The 18,801-nt window shown below is 69.4% G+C and carries 22 protein-coding genes; 5 read left to right on the forward strand and 17 right to left on the reverse strand.

Annotation, left to right across the window (positions count from 1 at the left end):
* Window positions 1-7: 7 nt before the first annotated feature.
* The 12 genes from rplO to glpK form a co-directional block, all read right to left on the reverse strand.
* Window positions 8-439: a 50S ribosomal protein L15 gene (gene rplO, locus AC3EGR_RS24015; RefSeq protein WP_488549053.1), complete on the reverse strand. Its 432-nt coding sequence runs from the start codon at window positions 437-439 to the stop codon at window positions 8-10.
* Between the two features lies 1 nt (window position 440).
* Window positions 441-629 (reverse strand): 50S ribosomal protein L30, encoded by a 189-nt coding sequence (gene rpmD, locus AC3EGR_RS24020; protein ID WP_488549054.1) that lies wholly within the window; start codon window positions 627-629, stop codon window positions 441-443.
* Between the two features lie 11 nt (window positions 630-640).
* Window positions 641-1,162, reverse strand: a complete 522-nt coding sequence (gene rpsE / locus AC3EGR_RS24025) for a 30S ribosomal protein S5 (RefSeq protein ID WP_488549055.1) — start codon at window positions 1,160-1,162, stop codon at window positions 641-643.
* Between the two features lie 18 nt (window positions 1,163-1,180).
* Window positions 1,181-1,549 (reverse strand): 50S ribosomal protein L18, encoded by a 369-nt coding sequence (gene rplR, locus AC3EGR_RS24030; RefSeq protein WP_488549056.1) that lies wholly within the window; start codon window positions 1,547-1,549, stop codon window positions 1,181-1,183.
* 11 nt (window positions 1,550-1,560) lie between these two features.
* On the reverse strand, window positions 1,561-2,094 hold the full coding sequence (gene rplF, locus AC3EGR_RS24035) for a 50S ribosomal protein L6 (protein ID WP_488549057.1): 534 nt from the start codon (window positions 2,092-2,094) through the stop codon (window positions 1,561-1,563).
* Between the two features lie 15 nt (window positions 2,095-2,109).
* Window positions 2,110-2,505, reverse strand: coding sequence for a 30S ribosomal protein S8 (rpsH, locus tag AC3EGR_RS24040; protein WP_488549058.1), 396 nt, complete (start codon window positions 2,503-2,505; stop codon window positions 2,110-2,112).
* 20 nt (window positions 2,506-2,525) lie between these two features.
* A complete protein-coding gene (rpsN, locus tag AC3EGR_RS24045) occupies window positions 2,526-2,831 on the reverse strand; it encodes a 30S ribosomal protein S14 (protein WP_488549059.1) in 306 nt (101 codons plus the stop codon).
* 8 nt (window positions 2,832-2,839) lie between these two features.
* On the reverse strand, window positions 2,840-3,379 hold the full coding sequence (gene rplE / locus AC3EGR_RS24050; protein WP_488549060.1) for a 50S ribosomal protein L5: 540 nt from the start codon (window positions 3,377-3,379) through the stop codon (window positions 2,840-2,842).
* A 2-nt stretch (window positions 3,380-3,381) separates the two neighbouring features.
* Window positions 3,382-3,699: a 50S ribosomal protein L24 gene (gene rplX / locus AC3EGR_RS24055; RefSeq protein ID WP_488549061.1), complete on the reverse strand. Its 318-nt coding sequence runs from the start codon at window positions 3,697-3,699 to the stop codon at window positions 3,382-3,384.
* A gap of 9 nt (window positions 3,700-3,708) precedes the next feature.
* Complete coding sequence (gene rplN / locus AC3EGR_RS24060; protein ID WP_169417103.1) at window positions 3,709-4,077, reverse strand: 50S ribosomal protein L14; 369 nt, start codon at window positions 4,075-4,077, stop codon at window positions 3,709-3,711.
* A 192-nt stretch (window positions 4,078-4,269) separates the two neighbouring features.
* Window positions 4,270-5,871, reverse strand: coding sequence for a glycerol-3-phosphate dehydrogenase/oxidase (locus AC3EGR_RS24065; protein WP_488549062.1), 1,602 nt, complete (start codon window positions 5,869-5,871; stop codon window positions 4,270-4,272).
* Window positions 5,868-7,364: a glycerol kinase GlpK gene (gene glpK, locus AC3EGR_RS24070; RefSeq protein WP_488549063.1), complete on the reverse strand. Its 1,497-nt coding sequence runs from the start codon at window positions 7,362-7,364 to the stop codon at window positions 5,868-5,870. Before glpK ends, AC3EGR_RS24065 begins: the two co-directional genes overlap by 4 nt.
* 204 nt (window positions 7,365-7,568) lie before the next feature.
* On the opposite strand from glpK, the gene AC3EGR_RS24075 reads away from it, so the two are divergent.
* From AC3EGR_RS24075 to AC3EGR_RS24085, 3 genes are read left to right on the forward strand one after another with little or no spacing between them, the layout of a single operon-like run.
* Complete coding sequence (locus AC3EGR_RS24075; RefSeq protein ID WP_488549064.1) at window positions 7,569-8,720, forward strand: esterase-like activity of phytase family protein; 1,152 nt, start codon at window positions 7,569-7,571, stop codon at window positions 8,718-8,720.
* Window positions 8,717-9,538, forward strand: a complete 822-nt coding sequence (gene proC / locus AC3EGR_RS24080) for a pyrroline-5-carboxylate reductase (protein WP_488549065.1) — start codon at window positions 8,717-8,719, stop codon at window positions 9,536-9,538. Before AC3EGR_RS24075 ends, proC begins: the two co-directional genes overlap by 4 nt.
* A gap of 7 nt (window positions 9,539-9,545) precedes the next feature.
* The gene (locus tag AC3EGR_RS24085) at window positions 9,546-10,373 is read left to right on the forward strand and encodes an FkbM family methyltransferase (protein ID WP_488549066.1); all 828 of its coding nucleotides are present in this window, start codon (window positions 9,546-9,548) and stop codon (window positions 10,371-10,373) included.
* Here the strand turns inward: AC3EGR_RS24085 and ubiA are convergent.
* Genes ubiA through recG form a run of 4 tightly spaced genes read right to left on the reverse strand, consistent with a single transcriptional unit; the run spans window position 10,358 to window position 15,249 of the window.
* Window positions 10,358-11,245, reverse strand: coding sequence for a 4-hydroxybenzoate octaprenyltransferase (gene ubiA, locus AC3EGR_RS24090; RefSeq protein WP_488549067.1), 888 nt, complete (start codon window positions 11,243-11,245; stop codon window positions 10,358-10,360). The genes AC3EGR_RS24085 and ubiA overlap by 16 nt on opposite strands.
* Window positions 11,242-12,186 (reverse strand): Dyp-type peroxidase, encoded by a 945-nt coding sequence (locus AC3EGR_RS24095; RefSeq protein WP_488549068.1) that lies wholly within the window; start codon window positions 12,184-12,186, stop codon window positions 11,242-11,244. The genes ubiA and AC3EGR_RS24095 overlap by 4 nt, the downstream gene beginning before the upstream one ends.
* Window positions 12,183-13,136 carry a LysR substrate-binding domain-containing protein gene (locus AC3EGR_RS24100; protein WP_488549069.1) on the reverse strand — a complete coding sequence of 318 codons (954 nt, stop codon included), beginning with the start codon at window positions 13,134-13,136 and terminating at the stop codon, window positions 12,183-12,185. Before AC3EGR_RS24100 ends, AC3EGR_RS24095 begins: the two co-directional genes overlap by 4 nt.
* A gap of 46 nt (window positions 13,137-13,182) precedes the next feature.
* Window positions 13,183-15,249 (reverse strand): ATP-dependent DNA helicase RecG, encoded by a 2,067-nt coding sequence (recG, locus tag AC3EGR_RS24105; RefSeq protein ID WP_488549070.1) that lies wholly within the window; start codon window positions 15,247-15,249, stop codon window positions 13,183-13,185.
* A gap of 50 nt (window positions 15,250-15,299) precedes the next feature.
* Here recG and queA point away from each other — a divergent pair, with 50 nt between their 5' ends.
* On the forward strand, window positions 15,300-16,334 hold the full coding sequence (queA, locus tag AC3EGR_RS24110) for a tRNA preQ1(34) S-adenosylmethionine ribosyltransferase-isomerase QueA (protein WP_488549071.1): 1,035 nt from the start codon (window positions 15,300-15,302) through the stop codon (window positions 16,332-16,334).
* Window positions 16,328-17,488, forward strand: coding sequence for a tRNA guanosine(34) transglycosylase Tgt (gene tgt, locus AC3EGR_RS24115; RefSeq protein ID WP_488549072.1), 1,161 nt, complete (start codon window positions 16,328-16,330; stop codon window positions 17,486-17,488). The genes queA and tgt overlap by 7 nt, the downstream gene beginning before the upstream one ends.
* Window positions 17,489-17,515: 27 nt before the next feature.
* Here the strand turns inward: tgt and AC3EGR_RS24120 are convergent, their stop codons facing one another.
* Window positions 17,516-18,598, reverse strand: coding sequence for a double zinc ribbon domain-containing protein (locus AC3EGR_RS24120; RefSeq protein ID WP_488549073.1), 1,083 nt, complete (start codon window positions 18,596-18,598; stop codon window positions 17,516-17,518).
* Between the last annotated feature and the right edge of the window lie 203 nt (window positions 18,599-18,801).

The following is an 18,801-nucleotide window of genomic DNA, read 5'->3' on the forward strand; positions in this document are numbered from 1 at the left end:
TCGCCTCTTAGTTCAGCGAGCCGCCGGCCGCCTCGATGGCAGCCTTGGCACCCGCCGTCGCGCCGATGCCGGTCAGCTTGACCGCGCGCTTGAGCTCGCCCGACTTGATCACCTTCACGTTCTTGACGATCTGGCCGACCAGCTTGGCCTGCTTGAGCGCCAGCAGGTCGACTTCGCCCGCGCCCAGCTTCTCGAGCTGCGCCAGGGTGATCTCGCCGTTGAACTTCAGGTTCTGCGACTTGAAGCCGCGCTTGGGCAGGCGGCGCTGCAGCGGCATCTGGCCGCCTTCGAAGCCGACCTTGTGGTAGCCGCCGGCACGGGACTTCTGGCCCTTGTGGCCGCGGCCGGCCGTCTTGCCCAGGCCGGAGCCGATGCCACGGCCGACGCGGCGACGCGCCTTCTTCGAGCCCTCGGCGGGCTGGATGTTGTTCAGTTCCATGTCAGAGCACCCTCACCAGGTAGTCGACCTTGTTGATCATGCCGCGCACGGCCGGCGTGTCCTCGAGCTCGCTGACGGAGTTCAGCTTGCGCAGGCCCAGGCCGCGCACCGTCGCACGGTGCGATTCCTTGGTACCGATCGGGCTGCGCACGAGCTGCACCTTCACGGTCTTCTTTTGTTCGTTAGCCATTTGCGTGTTCCTCAGGCGGCGAAGATGTCTTCGACCGACTTGCCGCGCTTGGCCGCCACCTGACCGGGGGTCGTGGCGTTCTTCAGCGCGTCGAAGGTGGCGCGGACCATGTTGTACGGGTTGGTGGAACCGTGGCTCTTGGCCACGATGTCCGTGATGCCCATGACTTCGAACACGGCGCGCATCGGGCCGCCGGCGATGATGCCGGTACCCTTGGGAGCCGGCGCCATCATCACGCGGGCCGCACCGTGGTGGCCGAACACGTTGTGATGGATCGTGCCGTTCTTCAGCGTCACGCTCGTCATGTTGCGGCGGGCCTCTTCCATGGCCTTCTGCACGGCCAGGGGCACTTCCTTGGACTTGCCCTTGCCCATGCCGACCTTGCCGTTGCCGTCGCCGACCACGGTGAGCGCGGCGAAACCGAGGATGCGGCCGCCCTTGACCACCTTGGTCACGCGGTTCACCGCGATCATCTTCTCTTTGAGGCCGTCTTCCGGACCGTCGCCCTGTCTGTTCGCTTGGATCTTTGCCATTTGAAGTTTCCGTGTCCGTTAGAACTGCAGGCCCGCTTCGCGGGCGGCGTCGGCCAGGGCCTTCACGCGGCCGTGGTAGGCGAAACCGGCACGGTCGAAGGCAACCCTCTCGACACCGGCGGCCTTGGCCTTCTCGGCGATGCGCTTGCCCACGGAGGCCGCGGCGGCGACGGTGGCGCCCTTGCCGGCGGCGCCGAGCTCCTTGCGGACATCGGCTTCGACGGTGGAGGCCGTGGCCAGCACCTTGGAGCCGTCGTCGGAGATCAGCTGCGCGTAGATGTGCAGGTTGGTGCGGTTCACCGTCAGGCGGGCCACACCTTGCGTCGCAATGCGGATGCGGGTCTGGCGCGAACGACGCAGACGCTGCTCTTTCTTGGTCATCGACATGGTCTGGCTCCTTACTTCTTCTTGGTCTCTTTGATGACGACCTTCTCGTCCGCGTAGCGGATGCCCTTGCCCTTGTAGGGCTCGGGCGGGCGGACCGCGCGGATTTCCGCGGCGATCTGGCCCACGCGCTGGCGGTCCGCGCCCTTGACGATGATTTCCGTCGGGGCGGGGGTCGCGACCGTGATGCCCTCGGGCATCTCGATGTTGACCGGGTGCGAGAAACCGATGGCGAGGTTCAGCTTGCTGCCCTGGGCGGCGGCGCGGAAGCCCACGCCGACCAGGTTCAGCTTCTTCTCGAAGCCCTTGGTGACGCCGTTGACCATGTTGTTCACCAGCTGGCGCATGGTGCCGCTCATGGCGTTCGCTTCACGCGATTCGTCGGCAGCGACGAAGGTCAGCTTGCCGTCTTCGTTGGTCACCTTGACCAACGCGTTCTGAGCGAGCGACAGCGTGCCGCCCTTGCCCTTGACGCTGATCTGGTCTTCCTTGATGGCCACGTCGACGCCCTGGGGGACGGCGACCGGCATTTTTCCGACTCGGGACATGTTCCTATCCTTCCCTTACGCGACGTAGCACAGGACTTCGCCGCCCACGCCGGTGGCGCGCGCCTTGCGGTCCGTCATCACGCCCTTGGGGGTGGTGACGATCGCCACGCCCAGGCCGTTCATGACCTGGGGAATGTCGTTGCGACCCTTGTAGACGCGCAGGCCGGGACGGCTCACGCGCTCGATGCGTTCGATCACCGGACGGCCGGCGTAGTACTTGAGGGCGATCTCGAGCTCGCTCTTGTTGCCCTCGTTCTTCACCTGGAATCCGTCGATGTAACCCTCGTCCTTCAGGACCTGGGCGATGGCCACCTTCACCTTGGAAGAGGGCACCGTCACCGTCGCCTTGGAGACCATCTGCGCGTTGCGGATGCGCGTCAGCAGGTCGGAGATGGGATCACTCATGCTCATATCTGAATCTCCTGCCCTGCTTACCAGCTGGCCTTGGTGATGCCGGGGATGTCGCCGGAGAAGGCCATCTCGCGGATCTTGTGGCGCGTGATGCCGAACTGGCGGAAGGTGCCACGGGCACGGCCGGTCAGTTCGCAGCGATTGCGCTGGCGGGTGGGGTTGGCGTTGCGGGGAAGCTTCTGCAGCGCCAGGCGGGCAGCCATGCGCTCGTCGTCGCTCTTCTTCGCATCGTTGGCGATGGTCTTGAGTTCTTCGTACTTCTTCGCGAACTGGGCAACCAGCTTGTCGCGCTTGAGTTCGCGCTGGATCAGGGCAGTCTTGGCCACGTGTTACCTCAGTTCTTGAAGGGGAAGCGGAAGCCCGCCAGAAGCGCCTTGGCTTCCTCGTCGGTCTTGGCCGTCGTGGTGATCGAGATGTTCAGGCCGCGCAGGGCGTCGACCTTGTCGTACTCGATTTCCGGGAAGATGATCTGTTCCTTGACGCCGATGTTGTAGTTGCCGCGGCCATCGAAGGCACGGCCGCTGACACCGCGGAAGTCACGCACGCGCGGCAGGGCCACGGTGACGAAACGGTCCAGGAATTCGTACATGCGGGCGCCGCGCAGCGTCACCATCGTGCCGATGGCCTGGCCTTCGCGGATCTTGAAACCGGCGATGGCCTTCTTGGCCTTCGTGACCACGGGCTTCTGGCCGGCGATCTTGGTCAGGTCGCCCACGGCGTTTTCCATGACCTTCTTGTCGGCAACCGCCTCGCTCACGCCCATGTTCAGCGTGATCTTGGTGATGCGGGGCACCTGCATCGGCGACTTGTAGCCGAACTTCTCGGTCAGCTCGGGAGCGACCTTGTTGCGGTAGTGATCTTGCAGTCGGGACATGGTCAGGCCACCTTGATTTCTTCGCCGGAGGACTTGAACACGCGCTTGCGGGTGTCGCCATCGGCCTTGATGCCCACGCGGTCAGCCTTGCCCGTCGCGGAGTTGTAGATCGCCACGTTGGACTGGTGGATCGGCATGGCCTTTTCCACGATGCCCCCGGTGGTGCCCTTCATCGGGTTGGGCTTGGTGTGCTTCTTCACGAGGTTGATGCCCTCGATGACGAGGTACTCGTCGTCCTTGCGCAGCGACACCTTGCCGCGCTTGCCCTTGTCCTTGCCAGCCAGGACGATGACTTCGTCACCCTTGCGGATCTTGTTCATGGCGCTTCCTTAGAGGACTTCGGGAGCCAGGGACACGATCTTCATGAACTTCTCGGTGCGCAGCTCGCGCGTGACCGGGCCGAAGATGCGGGTGCCGATGGGCTCCAGCTTGTTGTTGAGCAAAACGGCGGCGTTGCCGTCGAACTTGATGAGGGAGCCGTCGCCGCGGCGGATGCCCTTGGCGGTGCGGACCACCACCGCGCTGTAGATCTCGCCCTTCTTGACGCGACCCCGCGGAGCGGCTTCCTTGATGCTCACCTTGATGATGTCGCCCACGCTCGCGTAGCGACGCTTGGAGCCGCCCAGCACCTTGATGCAAAGAACGGACTTCGCGCCGGTGTTGTCGGCGACTTCGAGCCGGGATTCAGTCTGGATCATTTCGTTTATTCCCAACTTGTCCCGAATGCACCCTGCAGGACGATCCGGCAGGACATCGGGGCAGTCTTGGGCCCGCCGTCACCACCGACACACGCCGGCAGTTCCGTTTGGGCAGAAGCTCGCCCAAAAAAGGCGAGCCCGCGATTATGGCAGATCGTTGCCGCTTGTCAAACGGGTGCCGCGGCAGGCCCGTCAGACCGGCAGGCGCAGGTAGCTGGCCGCCAGCTCGCGGAAGGCGGCAGCCTGCGGGTCGACGCCCGTTTCCGCGCGCAGCAGCTCCCCCACTTCGGCCGCCAGCGACGCGGCCAGGGCCGCGTCCGTGAACAGCAGCCGGTGGCGGCGCGCCAGCACGTCCTCCACGGTCCGCGCATATTCGTGGCGGGCGGCGAAGCGCACCATGGCCACCGTCAGGCCGGCGCCCAGGTGGCGCTCGCTGCCCGGGAGGGCGGCGACCTGGGCCGCTTCGGTCCCATACAGGTGCAGGCCCGGGTCGGCGGCGATCGAGGTCGTGCGGGTTCCGGGTCGGGGCGCACCGACCAGGGGCAGGTCGTTGGTCACGCCGGCCGGCCGCCGCGGCAGCAGCCGGTTCTGGAAGCATTGCTCCAGCACGTCCTCTGCCATCGCACGGTAGGTCGTCCATTTGCCGCCGGTGACGGTGACCAGGCCGCTGCGGCTGGCCAGCACCGTGTGCTCGCGGCTGAGCGCCTTGGTGCGCTCCCCGTTGTCGCCGACGGGTTTGACCAGGGGCCGCAAGCCGACCCACAGGCTGCGGATGTCCTCCGGCCGGGGCGCCCGCACGAGGTAGCGGCCCGCCTCGGCCAGGATGAACGCCAGTTCCTCGCGGAAGGGCCGCGGTTCGCGCGCCAGGTCGCCGCGCGGTGTATCGGTGGTGCCCAGGATGAGCTTGCCCATCCAGGGAACGCCGAACAGGACGCGGCCGTCGGCGGTCTTGGGCACCATCAGCGCGTGCTGGCCCGGCAGGAAGTCGCGATCGACGACGGCGTGGACGCCCTGGCTCGGCGCCACCATGGGTTGCACGCTGCGGCCGGTCGCCTCGGCGTCCTGGCGCCGCAGTTCGTCCACCCAGACGCCCGTGGCATTCACGATGCAGTTCGCGCGGACGGGGAATTCCCGGCCGCTTTCGGCGTCCCGGCAGACCAGCCCGGTGAGCTTGCCGCCGGCGTGCACCAGGCGCGTGACGGGGCAGTAATTGATCACCAGCGCCCCGCGCGCGGCGGCGGTCCGGGCCAGGATCACGGCCAGGCGGGCGTCGTCGAACTGCCCGTCCCAGTACTTCACGCCGCCCTTGAGTCCGTCCGGGCGCACCGTCGGCAGGCACGCCAGGGTCTCGCGCCGGCTCAGGAGTTCGGTGGCGCCCAGGCCCGCCTTGCCCGCGAGCGCGTCGTACGCCTTCAGGCCCAGGCCGTAGAACGGCGTCTCCCACAAGCGGTACGAGGGCACGACGAAGGCCAGCGGCTGCGCCAGGTGCGGCGCGTTATGCAGCAGCGTCGTGCGCTCGTGCAGGGCCTCGCGGACCAGGCCGATGTTGCCCTGCGCGAGGTAACGCACGCCGCCGTGCACCAGCTTGGTCGCCCGCGAGGAGGTGCCCTTGGCGAAGTCGTGCGACTCCAGCAGCACGACCCGCAGGCCGCGGGCGGCGGCATCCAGCGCGACGCCGAGGCCGGTCGCGCCGCCGCCGACCACCGCGAGGTCCCAGGTGCCGCCTTGCGCCAGGCGCGCCAACAGCTCTTCGCGCCGCGTCGGGGCGGCGCCCTGCGATTCCGCCGTGCTCAAGACCTGGCCCAGCCCTTGGCGCGCTCGACCGCTTCGCGCCAGCGCGCCAGCTTCGCCTGCCGCTGCGGCTCCGCCAGGCGCGGCTCGAAGCGGCGTTGCGCCCGCCACTGGGCTGCGATCTGGTCGATGCTCCAGAAGCCGGTCGCCAGCCCCGCCAGGTAGGCCGCACCCAGCGCCGTCGTCTCGGTCACCTGCGGCCGCACCACCGGCGCGCCCAGGAAATCCGCCTGCATCTGCATCAGCAGATTGTTGCGCGAAGCGCCGCCGTCCACGCGCAGCTCGGTGAGGGCGATGCGCGAATCGCGGCCCATGGCGGCGAACACGTCGGCGCTTTGCAGCGCGATCGCCTCCAGTGCGGCCCGGGCGACATGGGCGCGCGTGGTGCCGCGGGTCATGCCCAAGAGGATGGCGCGCGCGCGCGCATCCCAGTCGGGCGTGCCCAGGCCCGTGAAGGCCGGGACCAGGTACACGTCCTCGGTGTCTTCCACCTGCGCTGCCAGCGATTCGACCTCGGGGGCGGACTGGATGAGGCCCATCCCGTCACGCAGCCACTGCACGGTGGCGCCCGCGTTGAAGACGCTGCCTTCCAGGCAGTAGGCCAGGTTCGTCGGACCTGCCGGGCCGCGCCAGCCCACGGTGGTCAGCAGGCGGTTGCGGCTGGTCACGCGCTGGCCGCCGGTGTTCATCAGCATGAAGCAGCCGGTGCCGTAGGTGTTCTTGGCCATGCCAGGCGCGAAGCAGGCCTGGCCGAAGGTCGCTGCCTGCTGGTCGCCGGCGATCCCGGCGATCGGCAGGGGCACGCCCAGCAGCGTCGGCTCGCTCTCGGCCAGCACGCCGCTGGAGGCCACGACCCGCGGCAGCACCGCCCGCGGGATCCGCAGCAGCGCCAGCAGGGCGTCGTCCCAGTCGCCGGTGCGCAGGTTGAACAGCATGGTGCGGGAGGCGTTGCTCGCGTCCGTGGCGTGCACCCGGCCGCCGGTGAGCTGCCACACGAGCCAGCTGTCGATGGTGCCGAAGGCGAGCTCCCCCGCCTCCGCGCGTTCGCGCGCGCCCGGCACGTTGTCCAGGAGCCATTCCAGCTTGGTGCCCGAGAAGTAGGCGTCGATCAGCAGCCCGGTCTTCTGCTGCACGCGTGCCGCGTGTCCGCGGGCGCGCAGTTCGTCGCAGCGGCCGGCCGTGCGGCGGTCCTGCCAGACGATCGCATTGGCGACCGGCTCGCCGGTGGCCCGGTCCCACAGCACGGTGGTCTCGCGCTGGTTGGTGATGCCCAGGCCCACGAAATCCTCGGGGCGGCCGCCGCTGCGTTCCATCGCCTCCAGCGCCACGGCATGCTGGGTGGCCCAGATCTCGCGCGCGTCGTGCTCCACCCAGCCGGGCTGCGGGAAGACCTGCTGGAACTCGCGCTGGGCCAGGGCCGCCACCGCGCCGCTCTCGTCGAAGGCGATGGCGCGCGAGCTGGTCGTCCCCTGATCGAGGGCCAGGATGTATTTCATGGGGCGCTACTGTAGTGCAGCAGCGGCCGCAGGGGCGGCCACGCGCAAGCCGATGTTGCTGGGTCTCGCGGCGTAGACCGGGCCGGCAGCGTCCCCGGCGCACGCCCGCGCGTTCCACTTCGTCGCCCCAGGGATGGCGGGCGCCGTCCAGGCCGCGGCGCCCCGCGTACTCCCACACGGCACGGCCCGCTAGACTCCGCGCCCATGTCGTCCCCAGTTTCCCGCCGCGACTTCCTGCGCGGCACCGCCTCGGCCTGCGCCCTGGCACTCGCCGGCTGCGCCGCGCCGCGGCTGGTGCCGCCGCCGCCGGCCGCAGGGCCTTCCAGCCTGCGCCTCGTCGGCGAGACCGTGCTGCCGCACCACCTGCGCTTCAAGGACACCACCGTCGGCGGCCTGTCCGCCATCGACCACGATCCGGCCACCGGGCTGTGGGTCGCGCTCAGCGACGACCGCTCGGAGTTGCAGCCCTCGCGCTTCTATACGCTGCGCGTGGACGTGCGCGAGGCCGCCCTGGCGGTGGAGCTCCTGGACGTCGTCACGCTGCGCCAGGCCGACGGCAAGCCCTTCCCGCCGCGCAACTCGCGCGGCGAGGTGGTGGACCCGGAAGGCATGCGGCTGCTGCCCGGCGGGCGGGGCGTGCTGTGGACCAGCGAGGGCGACGCGCAGGCGGACCAGCCGCCGACGCTGCGCGAGTCGCGCCTGGACGGCAGCTACGTGCGCGACTTCCAGGTGCCGGCGATGTTCCGCTTCGCGCAGCGTCCCGGCACCGGTCCGCGCAACAACCTCACCTTCGAAGGCCTGGCGATCACGCCCGACGCGCGGACCGCCTGGGTCGCGATGGAGAACGCGCTGCAGCAGGACGGCCCTGAACCCGGCGTGGGACGGCCCGGCGGGCCCTGCCGCTTCACCGCCTACGACGTGGCGAGCGGGCGCGCCGTGCGCCAGGTCGCGTACCTGCCCGACGCCGTGCCGCGCGCACCCACCATCCCCGGAGCCCCGACGGACAACGGCGTGAGCGAGATCCTGATGGCGGACGCGCAGCGCATGCTGGTGCTCGAGCGCGCTTTCATCTTCGGCTTCGGCACCTCGCTGCGCCTCTACGAGATCGACACGGCCGCCGCGAGCGACACCCTGGCGCAGGACCGGCTGCGGGAAGGCGAGTACCGGCCCGCCGCCAAGCGCCTGGTCGCGGACTTCGCCACGCTGGGCCTCTCGCGCCTGGACAACACCGAAGGCATGTGCTGGGGACCGCGCCTGCCCAACGGCCACCGCAGCCTCGTCGTCGTGAGCGACGACAATTTCAGTTCGCGGCAGGTCACGCAATTCGCCGCCTTCGACTACGTGGAGCCGACATGAACGACACGAACGCGCGCATTGCCTTCATCGGCGGCGGCAACATGGCCAGCGCCATCATCGGCGGCCTCCTCAAGCAAGGACTGCCCGCGGCACAGGTCGCGGTGGTGGAACCCTTCGCGGACGCGCGGGCGCGCCTGCAGCAGCAGTTCGGCGTCGCCGCCCAGGCACAGGCCGGCGGCGAGCTCGCCGGGGCGGGGCTGGTCGTCTGGGCGGTGAAGCCGCAGACCTTCAAGGAAGCGGCGGCGCCGGTGCGTGCGCACGTGCAGCAGGCGCTGCACCTGAGCGTGGCGGCCGGCATCCGCTCGGACAGCATCGCCCAGTGGCTGGGCACCGAACGCATCGTGCGCGCCATGCCCAACACGCCGGCCCTGGTCGGCAAGGGCATGACCGGCCTGTATGCGCGCGCCGGGGTGAGCGCCGCCGACAGGACGCGGGTCGAGCAGGTCGTGGCCACCACGGGCGAGTCGCTGTGGGTCGGCCAGGAGAAGGACCTCGATGCGGTGACGGCCTTGTCGGGTTCCGGCCCGGCCTACGTCTTCTATTTCCTGGAGGCGATGACGCAGGCGGGCGCCGAGATGGGCCTGCCTCCGGAGCAGGCACGGCGCCTGGCGGTCGGCACCTTCGGCGGGGCTTCCGAGCTCGCGCGCGCCTCGGCGGATCCCCTGCCCCTGCTGCGCGAGCGCGTGACGTCCAAGGGCGGCACGACCTACGCCGCCATCCAGTCGATGGAAGCCGACAAGGTGAAGGACGCCTTCATGCGTGCGCTGCACGCGGCATGCCGGCGCGCCGACGAACTGGGCCGGGAATTCGGGAACTGAAGAAACCATGGCCCTCCCCCGTCGCCCCATCGCCTACGTGCTGGCCGCCACCAACCACGGCAGCATGATCGTCAACCGCCACGACCAGGCCGAGGTCGGACCCGACCGGGCGATCGGCGTCGGGTTCCAGCTGCTCTCGCGCAGCTCCTTCGATCCCGAAGAGGTCGGGATGGCCGTGCACCTCCTGGGCCTGCGGCACCATCACTTCGGCCCCGGGGTCGTGGCGCTGGACGCCGGCGCCAACGTCGGCGTGCACACGGTGGAGTGGGCGCGCAACATGCATGGCTGGGGCCGCGTGATCGCCTTCGAGGCGCAGGAATACGTCTTCTATGCGCTGGCGGGCAACATCGCCCTGAACAACTGCTGGAACGCATCGGCACGCTGGTCGGCCCTGGGCGAACGCGAAGGCTTCATCGACGTTCCCGAGCCGGACTACATGCGGCCCGGAAGCTTCGGCAGCCTGGAGCTGCGCCAGCGCAAGGACACCGAGTTCATCGGCCAGGCCGTGTCCTACGATGCGGACGACTGCATCCGCACCCCGATGACGACCGTCGACGCGCTGGCGCTGGAGCGGCTGGATTTCCTGAAGATCGACGTAGAGGGCATGGAGATCGAGGTGCTGCGCGGCGCCCGCGCCACCCTGGAGCGCTGCAAGCCCGCCGTCCTCGTCGAGGTGATCAAGTCCGACGAGCAGCAGCTGCGCGGCTTCCTCGGCGAGCTCGGCTACGCGACGATCGCCCGCGCCGGCGGGAACCTCCTGGCCTTCCACGCCAAGGACCCGACGCGCGACGGCTTCGTCCTGCCGGGCGACCCGCCCGCTCAGGCCAGCGCGTAGCCCAGCACCGTCCCGACGAACACCGCGAACCCGAACCAGTGGTTGAGGCGGAAGGCCTTGAAGCAGCCGTCGCGGCTGCGGCCACGGATCAAGGTGTAGTGCCAGGCGGCCTGCGCGCCGGCCGCGGCCACGGTGAGGGCGATGACGGCGCCCGGGATGCGTCCCTGCATCACCACGGCCCAGACCACGAGCGTCGCCGCGTAGCAGGCCATCACCACCGCCACGTCGGCGCGCCCCAGCGTGATCGCCGAGGTCTTGATGCCGATGCGCAGGTCGTCGTCGCGGTCGACCATCGCGTACTCCGTGTCGTAGGCGAGCACCCAGAACAGGTTGCCGAGCAGCAGCACCCAGGCCAGCAGCGGCACTTCGCCGCGCACCGCGGCGAACGCCATGGGAATCCCGAAGCTGAACGCGACCCCCAGCACCGCCTGCGGCATGGAGACGAAGCGCTTGGCATAAGGGTAGGCGATGGCGATGGCCAGCGCGGCGAAGGACCAGGCGATGGCCGCCGCATTCGTGGTGAGCACCAGCGCGAAGGCGAGCAGCGCCAGCACCGCGCCGAGCACCAGCGCCTCCCGCACCGACACGGCGCCGGTGGTCACCGGCCGCTGCGCCGTGCGCTTGACGTGCTTGTCGAACTCGCGATCGGCCACGTCGTTGACGCAGCAGCCCGCGCTGCGCATGAGGATCGTGCCCAGCGTGAACACCACGAGCAGGTGCCAGCCGGGAAAGCCGCCCGCCGCGATCCACAGCGCGGCCAGCGAGGGCCACAGCAGCAGCAGCCAGCCCGCCGGCCGGTTCCAGCGGATCAGGTCGAGGTACAGGCCGATCTTCCGGTGCACGGGAACCACCCCCAAGGCCGCGCCGCTCATGAAACCCCGAGGCCGAGCCGGCGCAGGTCGAGCCTGCCCTGGCGCATCGGCGGGCACCAGAAGTAGGCGCCGTTCACGGGCCTGGAGATCCTGAACATGGCGTCGACGATGCCGTCGTCGTGGCCCGCCATGCGGCGCATCTGCTGCTCGAAGGCCTGGTGCGAGCGGCCGAAGGCGACGAACATCAGGCCCGCCTGCATGCTCATCATCCAGGGCATGGAACGGCGCAGCAGGAAGGCCTCCGGGTCGAAGCTTTCCTGCGCCGTGCGCTTCACGTGCGCTTCGTCCGGCGCGTCTTCGAGTTCCTCGTTGTCGGTCAGGCGCCGGCCGATGTGCCGGTCGCGCGCCTCGTCCTCCAGCGCCTCGAAGGCGTCGAGGTCGTGCACCCACTGCTGCACGGCGACGTAGCTCGAGCCGTCGATGCCCTCGCCGACGCCGTGCGCGAAGGCGGCCCGCTCGGCCTCCTCGCCTTCCGGGTTCTCGGTGCCGTCCTCGAAGCCCGTGAGGTCGTGGCCGTGGCCGCCCTCCTTCCAGGAATGCCGGAACGCATCGACCACCTGCCGCACCGTGAACGCCGGGGCGAGCGCCTTCTGCACCTTGCGCGTGACGTGCAGCAGGTCGCCCAGGTCGGAGCCGCGCAGCCAGCACCACAGCGTGCCGGGCGTGACCGGCACCTTGAGTTCGCCGCGGGAGAAGTCCGGATACTCGTGCAGGTCCGGGATGTCCGCGCCCAGCGCCTTGACCAGCGACGGGCCGATGCCGATCACCACGTCGCTGCCGTTGACGAGCGGGGTCACGCGCGTCAGCGCTTCCTTGATCGCGGCCGCATCGACCGAGGCATCGGCCAGGTGGAACAGGACATAGCGGCCCACCGCCGGGATCCCTTCGAAGATCCCGGGCTGGTACGGTTTTTCGATCGGGGTGGTGCTTTCTTCTCTCATGACAGTCTCTTGACGCCCGGCAGTTCGCAGGCGTAGATGGAATTGCGCAAGGCGGCGATCGCCTCGTAGCGGGTGAAGCTGCGCCGCCAGGCCAGCACCACGCGCCGGCTGGGCGGGTCGCCATCGAACGGGATGTAGCGCACGAAGGCCTGGTCGTCGCTGCGCCGCTTGGGCTTGGTGGAGAACGCTTCCCTGGGCACCGAAAGGCGCGGCACCAGCGTCACGCCCATGCCGGCGGCGACCATGTGCTTGATCGTCTCCAGCGAGGAGCCTTCGAAGCTCTTGCGGATGCCTTCGGCGTCGCTGGAGAAGCGCGCGAACTCGGGGCACACCTCCAGCACGTGGTCGCGAAAGCAGTGCCCGGTGCCGAGCAGCAGCATGGTTTCCTGCTTGAGCTCTTCGGCGGTGATGGTCTTGCGTTCGGCAAACGCGTGGTTGCTCGGCACGGCGGCCAGGAAGGGTTCGTCGTACAGCGGGGCGATCGCCAGGCCGGTGTCCGGGAAGGGCTCGGCCATGATCGCGCAATCGATCTCGCCGGTGCGCAGCATCTCCAGCAGGCGCGCGGTGAAGTTCTCCTGCAGCATCAGCGGCATCTGCGGCGTGCGGGCGATGGCCTGCCGCACCAGGTCCGGCAGCAGGTAAGGGCCGATGGTGTAGATCACGCCCAGGCGCAAGGGGCCGGCCAGGGGATCCTTGCCACGCTTGGCGATCTCCTTGATCGCGGCGGCCTGTTCCAGCACGCTCTGCGCCTGGCGCACGATCTCCTCGCCCAGGGGAGTGACGGACACCTCGTTGGCGCTGCGCTCGAACAGCTTGAGTTCCAGCTCATCCTCGAGCTTCTTGATGGCCACGGACAGCGTCGGCTGCGAAACGAAGCAGGCTTCGGCGGCGCGACCGAAGTGCTTTTCCCGCGCCACGGCGACGATGTACTTGAGTTCGGTCAGCGTCATTTTTCTTGCTTTGGGGAGACAGTGCTGGAGGTCCGTCCTCGTCCGCTCACGCCTTCAGGTAGTCGGATTTTCCACCCAACCAGCGCGTCACGTGTTGGGCGGCGAGCTCCGGATGCCGGTCCAGCATCGCGGGAGCGAGTTCGCGGGCCCATTCCAGCAAGGCGGCATCGGTCGTGAGGTCGGCGAAACGCAGCAGCGGCGCCCCCGACTGGCGCGCGCCCAGGAACTCCCCGGGCCCGCGGATCTCCAGGTCGCGCCGGGCGATCTCGAAGCCGTCGCTGGTTTCCGCCATCGCCTTCAGGCGCGCCTTGGCGGTCTCGCCGACGCGGCCGCTGTCGCCGGCGGAATAGAGCAGCACGCAGGCCGACGCCGCCGCGCCGCGGCCGACCCGCCCGCGCAACTGGTGCAGTTGCGACAGCCCGAAGCGCTCCGCATGCTCGATCACCATCAGCGAGGCGTTGGGCACGTCCACGCCGACTTCGATGACGGTGGTGGACACCAGCACCCCCATCTGGCCGCCGGTGAACAAGGCCATGACCGCCTTCTTTTCCGGTGCCGGCATGCGCGAGTGCAGCAGCCCCACCATCACGCCGGGCAGCGCCTCGCTCAGTTGCGCATGCGTGGCCGTCGCGTTGGTCAGGTCCAGCGTCTCGCTTTCCTCGATCAGCGGGCAGACCCAGTACACCTGCCGGCCCTCGGCGAGCTGGCCGCGGATGCGTTCGATCACCTCGTCGCGGCGGCTGTCGGAAACCAGCTTGGTGACCACGGGCGTTCGCCCCGGCGGCAGTTCGTCGATGGTGGAGACGTCCAGGTCCGCGTAGTAGCTCATCGCCAGCGTGCGCGGGATGGGGGTGGCGGACATCATCAGCAGGTGCGGCTCCCCGCCACCCTCCCTCATTTTCCCGCGCAGGGCCAGCCGCTGCTCCACGCCGAAGCGGTGCTGTTCGTCGATGATCGCCAGCGCCAGCGCCTTGAACCGCACCTGGTCCTGGATCACCGCGTGGGTGCCGACCACCAGCGCCGCCTCGCCGCTGCCCACCAGCTCCAGCATCTCGCCGCGCTCCTTCTTGCGCTGGCTGCCCGTGAGCCATGCGACCCGCAGGCCGCGCGGCGCCAGCAGCGGCTCGAGCCAGCCGATCAACTTGCGGAAGTGCTGCTCCGCGAGGATCTCGGTCGGCGCCATCAGCGCGCACTGCCAGCCGGCATCGATCGCGATGGCGGCCGCGAGGGCCGCCACGATGGTCTTGCCGGAACCCACGTCGCCTTGCAGCAGCCGGTGCATGGGCCGGCCTTGCGCCATGTTGCGCGCGATCTCTTCGCTCACGCGGCGCTGCGCGCCCGTGAGCTGGAAGGGCAGGGCGGCCAGCAGCTGCTCGTGCAGGCCGCCCGGCCGCGGCTGCAGCGCCGGTGCCCGCAAGGCGTCGTGCGCGCGGCGGCTGCGCACCTGCGAGAGTTGCTGCGCGAGCAGTTCCTCCGCCTTCAGGCGCAGCCAGGCCGGATGCGTGCGGTCCTCCAGCGCCGCCAGCGCCACCTCCGGTGTCGGGTGGTGCAGGAACTGCAAGGCCTCGCGCAGGCTCCAGCGCGTCGCGTTGCCGGGCACGGGCGGGGCGTCGGGCGGGATGCTTTCGGCGAGGTCGGCCCGCGCGAGGCCGCTCGCCACCGCCTTGCGCAAATAAGGCTGCGGCAGTCCGGCGACGGTGGAGTACACCGGCGTGAGCGCCGCGGGCAACGCGCCGCCGGCCACCTTGTAGGTGGGATGCACCATCTGCCAGCCGAGGAAGCCGCCCTTGAGCTCCCCGCGGATGCGCAGCCGCGCACCGGGCGCCAGCGCCTTCTGCTGCGAAGGATAGAAGCTGAAGAAGCGCAGCACGCAGGTGTCGCTGCCGTCGTCCACGGTCACCACCAGCTGGCGCCGCGGCCGGTACTGCACCTGGCTGTCCGTGACCGTGGCCTCGATCTGCACGGTGTCGCCTTCGCGCGCGCCGCGCAGCTGCACGATGCGTGTCTCGTCCTCGTAGCGCAGGGGGATGTGCAAGGCCAGGTCGATGTCGCGCGCGAGGCCCATCTTCACGAGGGCTTTCTGCGGTTCCGTCAACGCCTGGGTCTCGGCCATGGGACAATTCTGCCTTCTCCTTGGAACGGGTCCGTCCGGCCCTCAAGCGCATGCGCCACTTCACCCTGGGCGATTTCGACTTCGCCCTCCCCCCCGACCTGATCGCCCAGCACCCCGCCGCGCAACGCAGCGGCTCGCGGCTGCTGGATGGCTGCGGGCCCGCGCCGGTCGACCGCGTGTTCCGCGAACTGCCGGAGCTGCTCGCTCCCGGCGACCTGCTGGTCTTCAACGACACGCAGGTGGTCAAGGCGCGCCTGTTCGGCGAGAAGCCCACCGGCGGCAAGCTGGAACTGCTGGTGGAGCGCGTGCTCGCCGGCACCGAGGTCGTCGCCCACATGAAGGTGAGCAAGAAGCCGCACGTGGGCACCTCGCTGCGCATGGACGGCGGCTTCACCGCCACCCTGCTCGGTCGCTATCCCGACGAGGACGGGCCGCTGTTTCGTTTCGCTTTCAGCGCGGACCCCTACGCGCTGATGGAGCGCCACGGCCACGTGCCGCTGCCGCCCTACATCACGCACGCCGACAGCGCGGAGGACGCGCAGCGTTACCAGACCGTGTTCGCCAAGAACCCGGGCGCGGTCGCGGCACCGACGGCGGCCCTGCACTTCGACGAAGGGGTGCTCGCCGCGCTCGAAGCGCGCGGCGTCGAGCGCGCCAGCGTCACCCTGCACGTGGGCGCGGGCACTTTCCAGCCGGTGAAGACCGAGGACATCGCGCGGCACCGCATGCACAGCGAGTGGTACCAGGTGCCGCAGGCGACGCAGGACGCGATCGCCCGGCTGCGCGCTCGCGGCGGCCGCCTCGTCGCGGTGGGCACGACCACCGTGCGCACGCTGGAATCCTGGGCGCGCGGCGGCCAGGCCAGCGGCGACACCGACATCTTCATCACGCCCGGCTTCCGCTTCCGCGAGGTGGACGTGCTGCTCACCAACTTCCACCTCCCCAAGTCCACGCTCATGATGCTGGTCAGCGCCTTCGCCGGCTACGAGCACGTCATGGCCTTGTACCGCCACGCGATCGAGGCGCGCTACCGCTTCTTCAGCTACGGCGACGCGATGCTGCTCTCCCGCACCCACGAATGCTGAACTTCGAACTCCTGAAGACCGAAGGCCTGGCCCGCCGCGGCCGCCTGACCCTCAACCATGGCGTCGTGCAGACGCCCATCTTCATGCCCGTGGGCACCTACGGCACGGTCAAGGGCGTGATGCCGCGCTCGCTGGAGGAGATGGGCGCGCAGATCATCCTGGGCAACACCTTCCACCTGTGGATGCGGCCCGGCCTGGACGTGCTGCAGCAGTTCGGCGGCCTGCACCGCTTCGAGCAGTGGAACAAGCCGATCCTGACGGACTCGGGCGGCTTCCAGGTCTGGAGCCTGGGCGAGATGCGCAAGATCGCCGAGGAGGGCGTGAAGTTCGCGTCACCCGTCAACGGCGACCGCCTCTTCCTCACGCCCGAGGTCTCGATGCAGATCCAGACCACGCTGGACTCCGACATCGTCATGCAGTTCGACGAGTGCACGCCCTACGAGACCAAGGGCCAGCTCACGACCGAGGCGCAGGCGCGCTTGTCGATGGAGCTCTCGCGCCGCTGGGCGGTGCGCTGCCAGGCGGAGTTCGCGCGGCTGGAGAACCGCAATGCCCTGTTCGGCATCGTGCAGGGCGGCATGTTCGAACACCTGCGCGAGGAGTCGCTGCAGGCGCTGGTCGAGATGGACTTCCCCGGCTACGCCGTCGGCGGCGTCAGCGTGGGCGAGCCCAAGGAGGACATGCTGCGCATCATGGCGCACACGCCGCACCGCCTGCCCGCGCACAAGCCCCGCTACCTGATGGGCGTCGGCACGCCGGAGGACCTGGTCGAAGGCGTGGCGCAGGGCGTGGACATGTTCGACTGCGTGATGCCGACGCGCAATGCGCGCAACGGCCACCTGTTCACGCGCTTCGGCGACCTGAAGATCCGCAACGCCAGGCACCGCAGCGACGAGCGCCCGCTGGACGAGACCTGCAGCTGCTACACCTGCAGGGGCACGACCAACCCGGACGGCAGCGTCACGGGCGGCTTCTCGCGCGCCTACCTGCACCACCTGGACCGCTGCGGCGAGATGCTGGGCCCGATGCTGGCCACCATCCACAACCTGCATTTCTACCTGAACGTGATGCGGGAGATCCGGGAGGCGCTGGATGCGGGGCGGTTCGCGGAGTTTGCGCAGGCGTTCAGGCAGGACCGGCGGCGGGGGGTTTGAGGCGCATCGGCGGGGTTCGCCGGCGCCTCAACCCGCCCCCGGCACCAGCCGCGTGAACACGCCCTTGCCCGCGCCCGCCCCTGCGCCCGTCCCGCACGAGTGGCAGAACTTGGTGAACGCGCTCTTGCGCGTCGCGCACTGCGGGCAGCGCGCGAACAGCCCGATGCCGCAGTGCGGGCAGAAGTCGATCTTCTCGTTCTTCAGGTCCACCGGCCGCTCGCAGCCGGGGCACACCCCCTTGCCCAGGCGCACCAGCCCCTCTTCGTAGCTCAGGTCATCGCGCCGCTGCGCGTCGGGCAATTGCTCGGCGGCCCTCTGCCGCTCGAGGTAGCGGTTCAGGGCGACGATCGCCTGCCGTCCCACCAGCACCGTCACCACGATGCCGACGATGTAGCGCACGTAGCCGCCGTAGCTCGGAAGGTAAGGCACCAGCTCGACGAAGAAGGCGAACAGGGCGAAGAAGACGAAGCCCGACACGAAGGGCCACCAGGTGCTGTGGCGCTTGGTGCGCAGGAGCCAGCCCGCGACGACCAGCAGCGGCAGCGTCAATGCGAGGCGGTACAGGAACACGCGCAGCTCCACCCGGCGCGCCTCCACGTTCATCTTCCTGTACGCCTCCTGCTCCATCTCCTGCAGCTGCAGGCGGGCGCGCGATTCGGACTGGCGCGCATCCAGCAGAACCTGGTCCTGCCGCTGTTCGGCCGCCTGCGCGGCACGCTCCGCCTGCTTCAGCCGATCGAGCGCCTGGGTGCGGGCGATCACCTCCGGATCCTGCTCCGACAGCTGCGTCGCGCGCCGCGTCGCGATCCAGTTCTGGAAACTCTCCCGGCCGGTCTGCGTGTCGGCCTCCGCCACGCGCCGCTTCAGCCGCGCCTGGTCGAGCGCGTCGCGTGCATCGCGCGCCGTGCGCTCGGCCTGCTGGATGCCCGCCTTCAGGCGCTCGGCCGCGGGGCGGTCCAGGAAGTTCTCCACCTGCAGCGGCTGTTCCACCTTGGGCAGGTCGCCCACGATGGTGCCGCCGAGCCCGATCAGGAAACCCGCGAACACCACCGCCACCAGCCACAGGCCGCGGCGGAACCATTTTTCGGACAGGCGCAAGGCCTTGCTCATGTGAACCCCTCTCTCCTCATGGATTGCGCGGCGGACCGCCGCTTTCTCGAAAGCTCCGGGCGCCCGACTGCGCGGGACGGGCGCGCTAGGTGTGAAGGTTCAATAGGTTATTGCGGGTGTTCACCCGGAGAGGTTTTGAGAGACTGGGAATCGCCAAACCCCCCGTCAACCAAGATTTCCAAACCGGATGAACACCCATAAGA

The sequence above is a fragment of the Ramlibacter sp. G4-7 genome, from assembly GCF_057784995.1.

Bases quoted from the DNA above. Each gene is read 5' to 3' on its own strand.
- rplO (WP_488549053.1), bottom strand. From the start codon at position 439: ATGGAACTGAACAACATCCAGCCCGCCGAGGGCTCGAAGAAGGCGCGT.
- rpmD (WP_488549054.1), bottom strand. From the start codon at position 629: ATGGCTAACGAACAAAAGAAGACCGTGAAGGTGCAGCTCGTGCGCAGC.
- rpsE (WP_488549055.1), bottom strand. From the start codon at position 1,162: ATGGCAAAGATCCAAGCGAACAGACAGGGCGACGGTCCGGAAGACGGC.
- rplR (WP_488549056.1), bottom strand. From the start codon at position 1,549: ATGTCGATGACCAAGAAAGAGCAGCGTCTGCGTCGTTCGCGCCAGACC.
- rplF (WP_488549057.1), bottom strand. From the start codon at position 2,094: ATGTCCCGAGTCGGAAAAATGCCGGTCGCCGTCCCCCAGGGCGTCGAC.
- rpsH (WP_488549058.1), bottom strand. From the start codon at position 2,505: ATGAGCATGAGTGATCCCATCTCCGACCTGCTGACGCGCATCCGCAAC.
- rplE (WP_488549060.1), bottom strand. From the start codon at position 3,379: ATGTCCCGACTGCAAGATCACTACCGCAACAAGGTCGCTCCCGAGCTG.
- rplX (WP_488549061.1), bottom strand. From the start codon at position 3,699: ATGAACAAGATCCGCAAGGGTGACGAAGTCATCGTCCTGGCTGGCAAG.
- rplN (WP_169417103.1), bottom strand. From the start codon at position 4,077: ATGATCCAGACTGAATCCCGGCTCGAAGTCGCCGACAACACCGGCGCG.
- glpK (WP_488549063.1), bottom strand. From the start codon at position 7,364: ATGAAATACATCCTGGCCCTCGATCAGGGGACGACCAGCTCGCGCGCC.
- AC3EGR_RS24075 (WP_488549064.1), top strand. From the start codon at position 7,569: ATGTCGTCCCCAGTTTCCCGCCGCGACTTCCTGCGCGGCACCGCCTCG.
- proC (WP_488549065.1), top strand. From the start codon at position 8,717: ATGAACGACACGAACGCGCGCATTGCCTTCATCGGCGGCGGCAACATG.
- AC3EGR_RS24085 (WP_488549066.1), top strand. From the start codon at position 9,546: ATGGCCCTCCCCCGTCGCCCCATCGCCTACGTGCTGGCCGCCACCAAC.
- ubiA (WP_488549067.1), bottom strand. From the start codon at position 11,245: ATGAGCGGCGCGGCCTTGGGGGTGGTTCCCGTGCACCGGAAGATCGGC.
- AC3EGR_RS24095 (WP_488549068.1), bottom strand. From the start codon at position 12,186: ATGAGAGAAGAAAGCACCACCCCGATCGAAAAACCGTACCAGCCCGGG.
- AC3EGR_RS24100 (WP_488549069.1), bottom strand. From the start codon at position 13,136: ATGACGCTGACCGAACTCAAGTACATCGTCGCCGTGGCGCGGGAAAAG.
- recG (WP_488549070.1), bottom strand. From the start codon at position 15,249: ATGGCCGAGACCCAGGCGTTGACGGAACCGCAGAAAGCCCTCGTGAAG.
- queA (WP_488549071.1), top strand. From the start codon at position 15,300: ATGCGCCACTTCACCCTGGGCGATTTCGACTTCGCCCTCCCCCCCGAC.
- tgt (WP_488549072.1), top strand. From the start codon at position 16,328: ATGCTGAACTTCGAACTCCTGAAGACCGAAGGCCTGGCCCGCCGCGGC.
- AC3EGR_RS24120 (WP_488549073.1), bottom strand. From the start codon at position 18,598: ATGAGCAAGGCCTTGCGCCTGTCCGAAAAATGGTTCCGCCGCGGCCTG.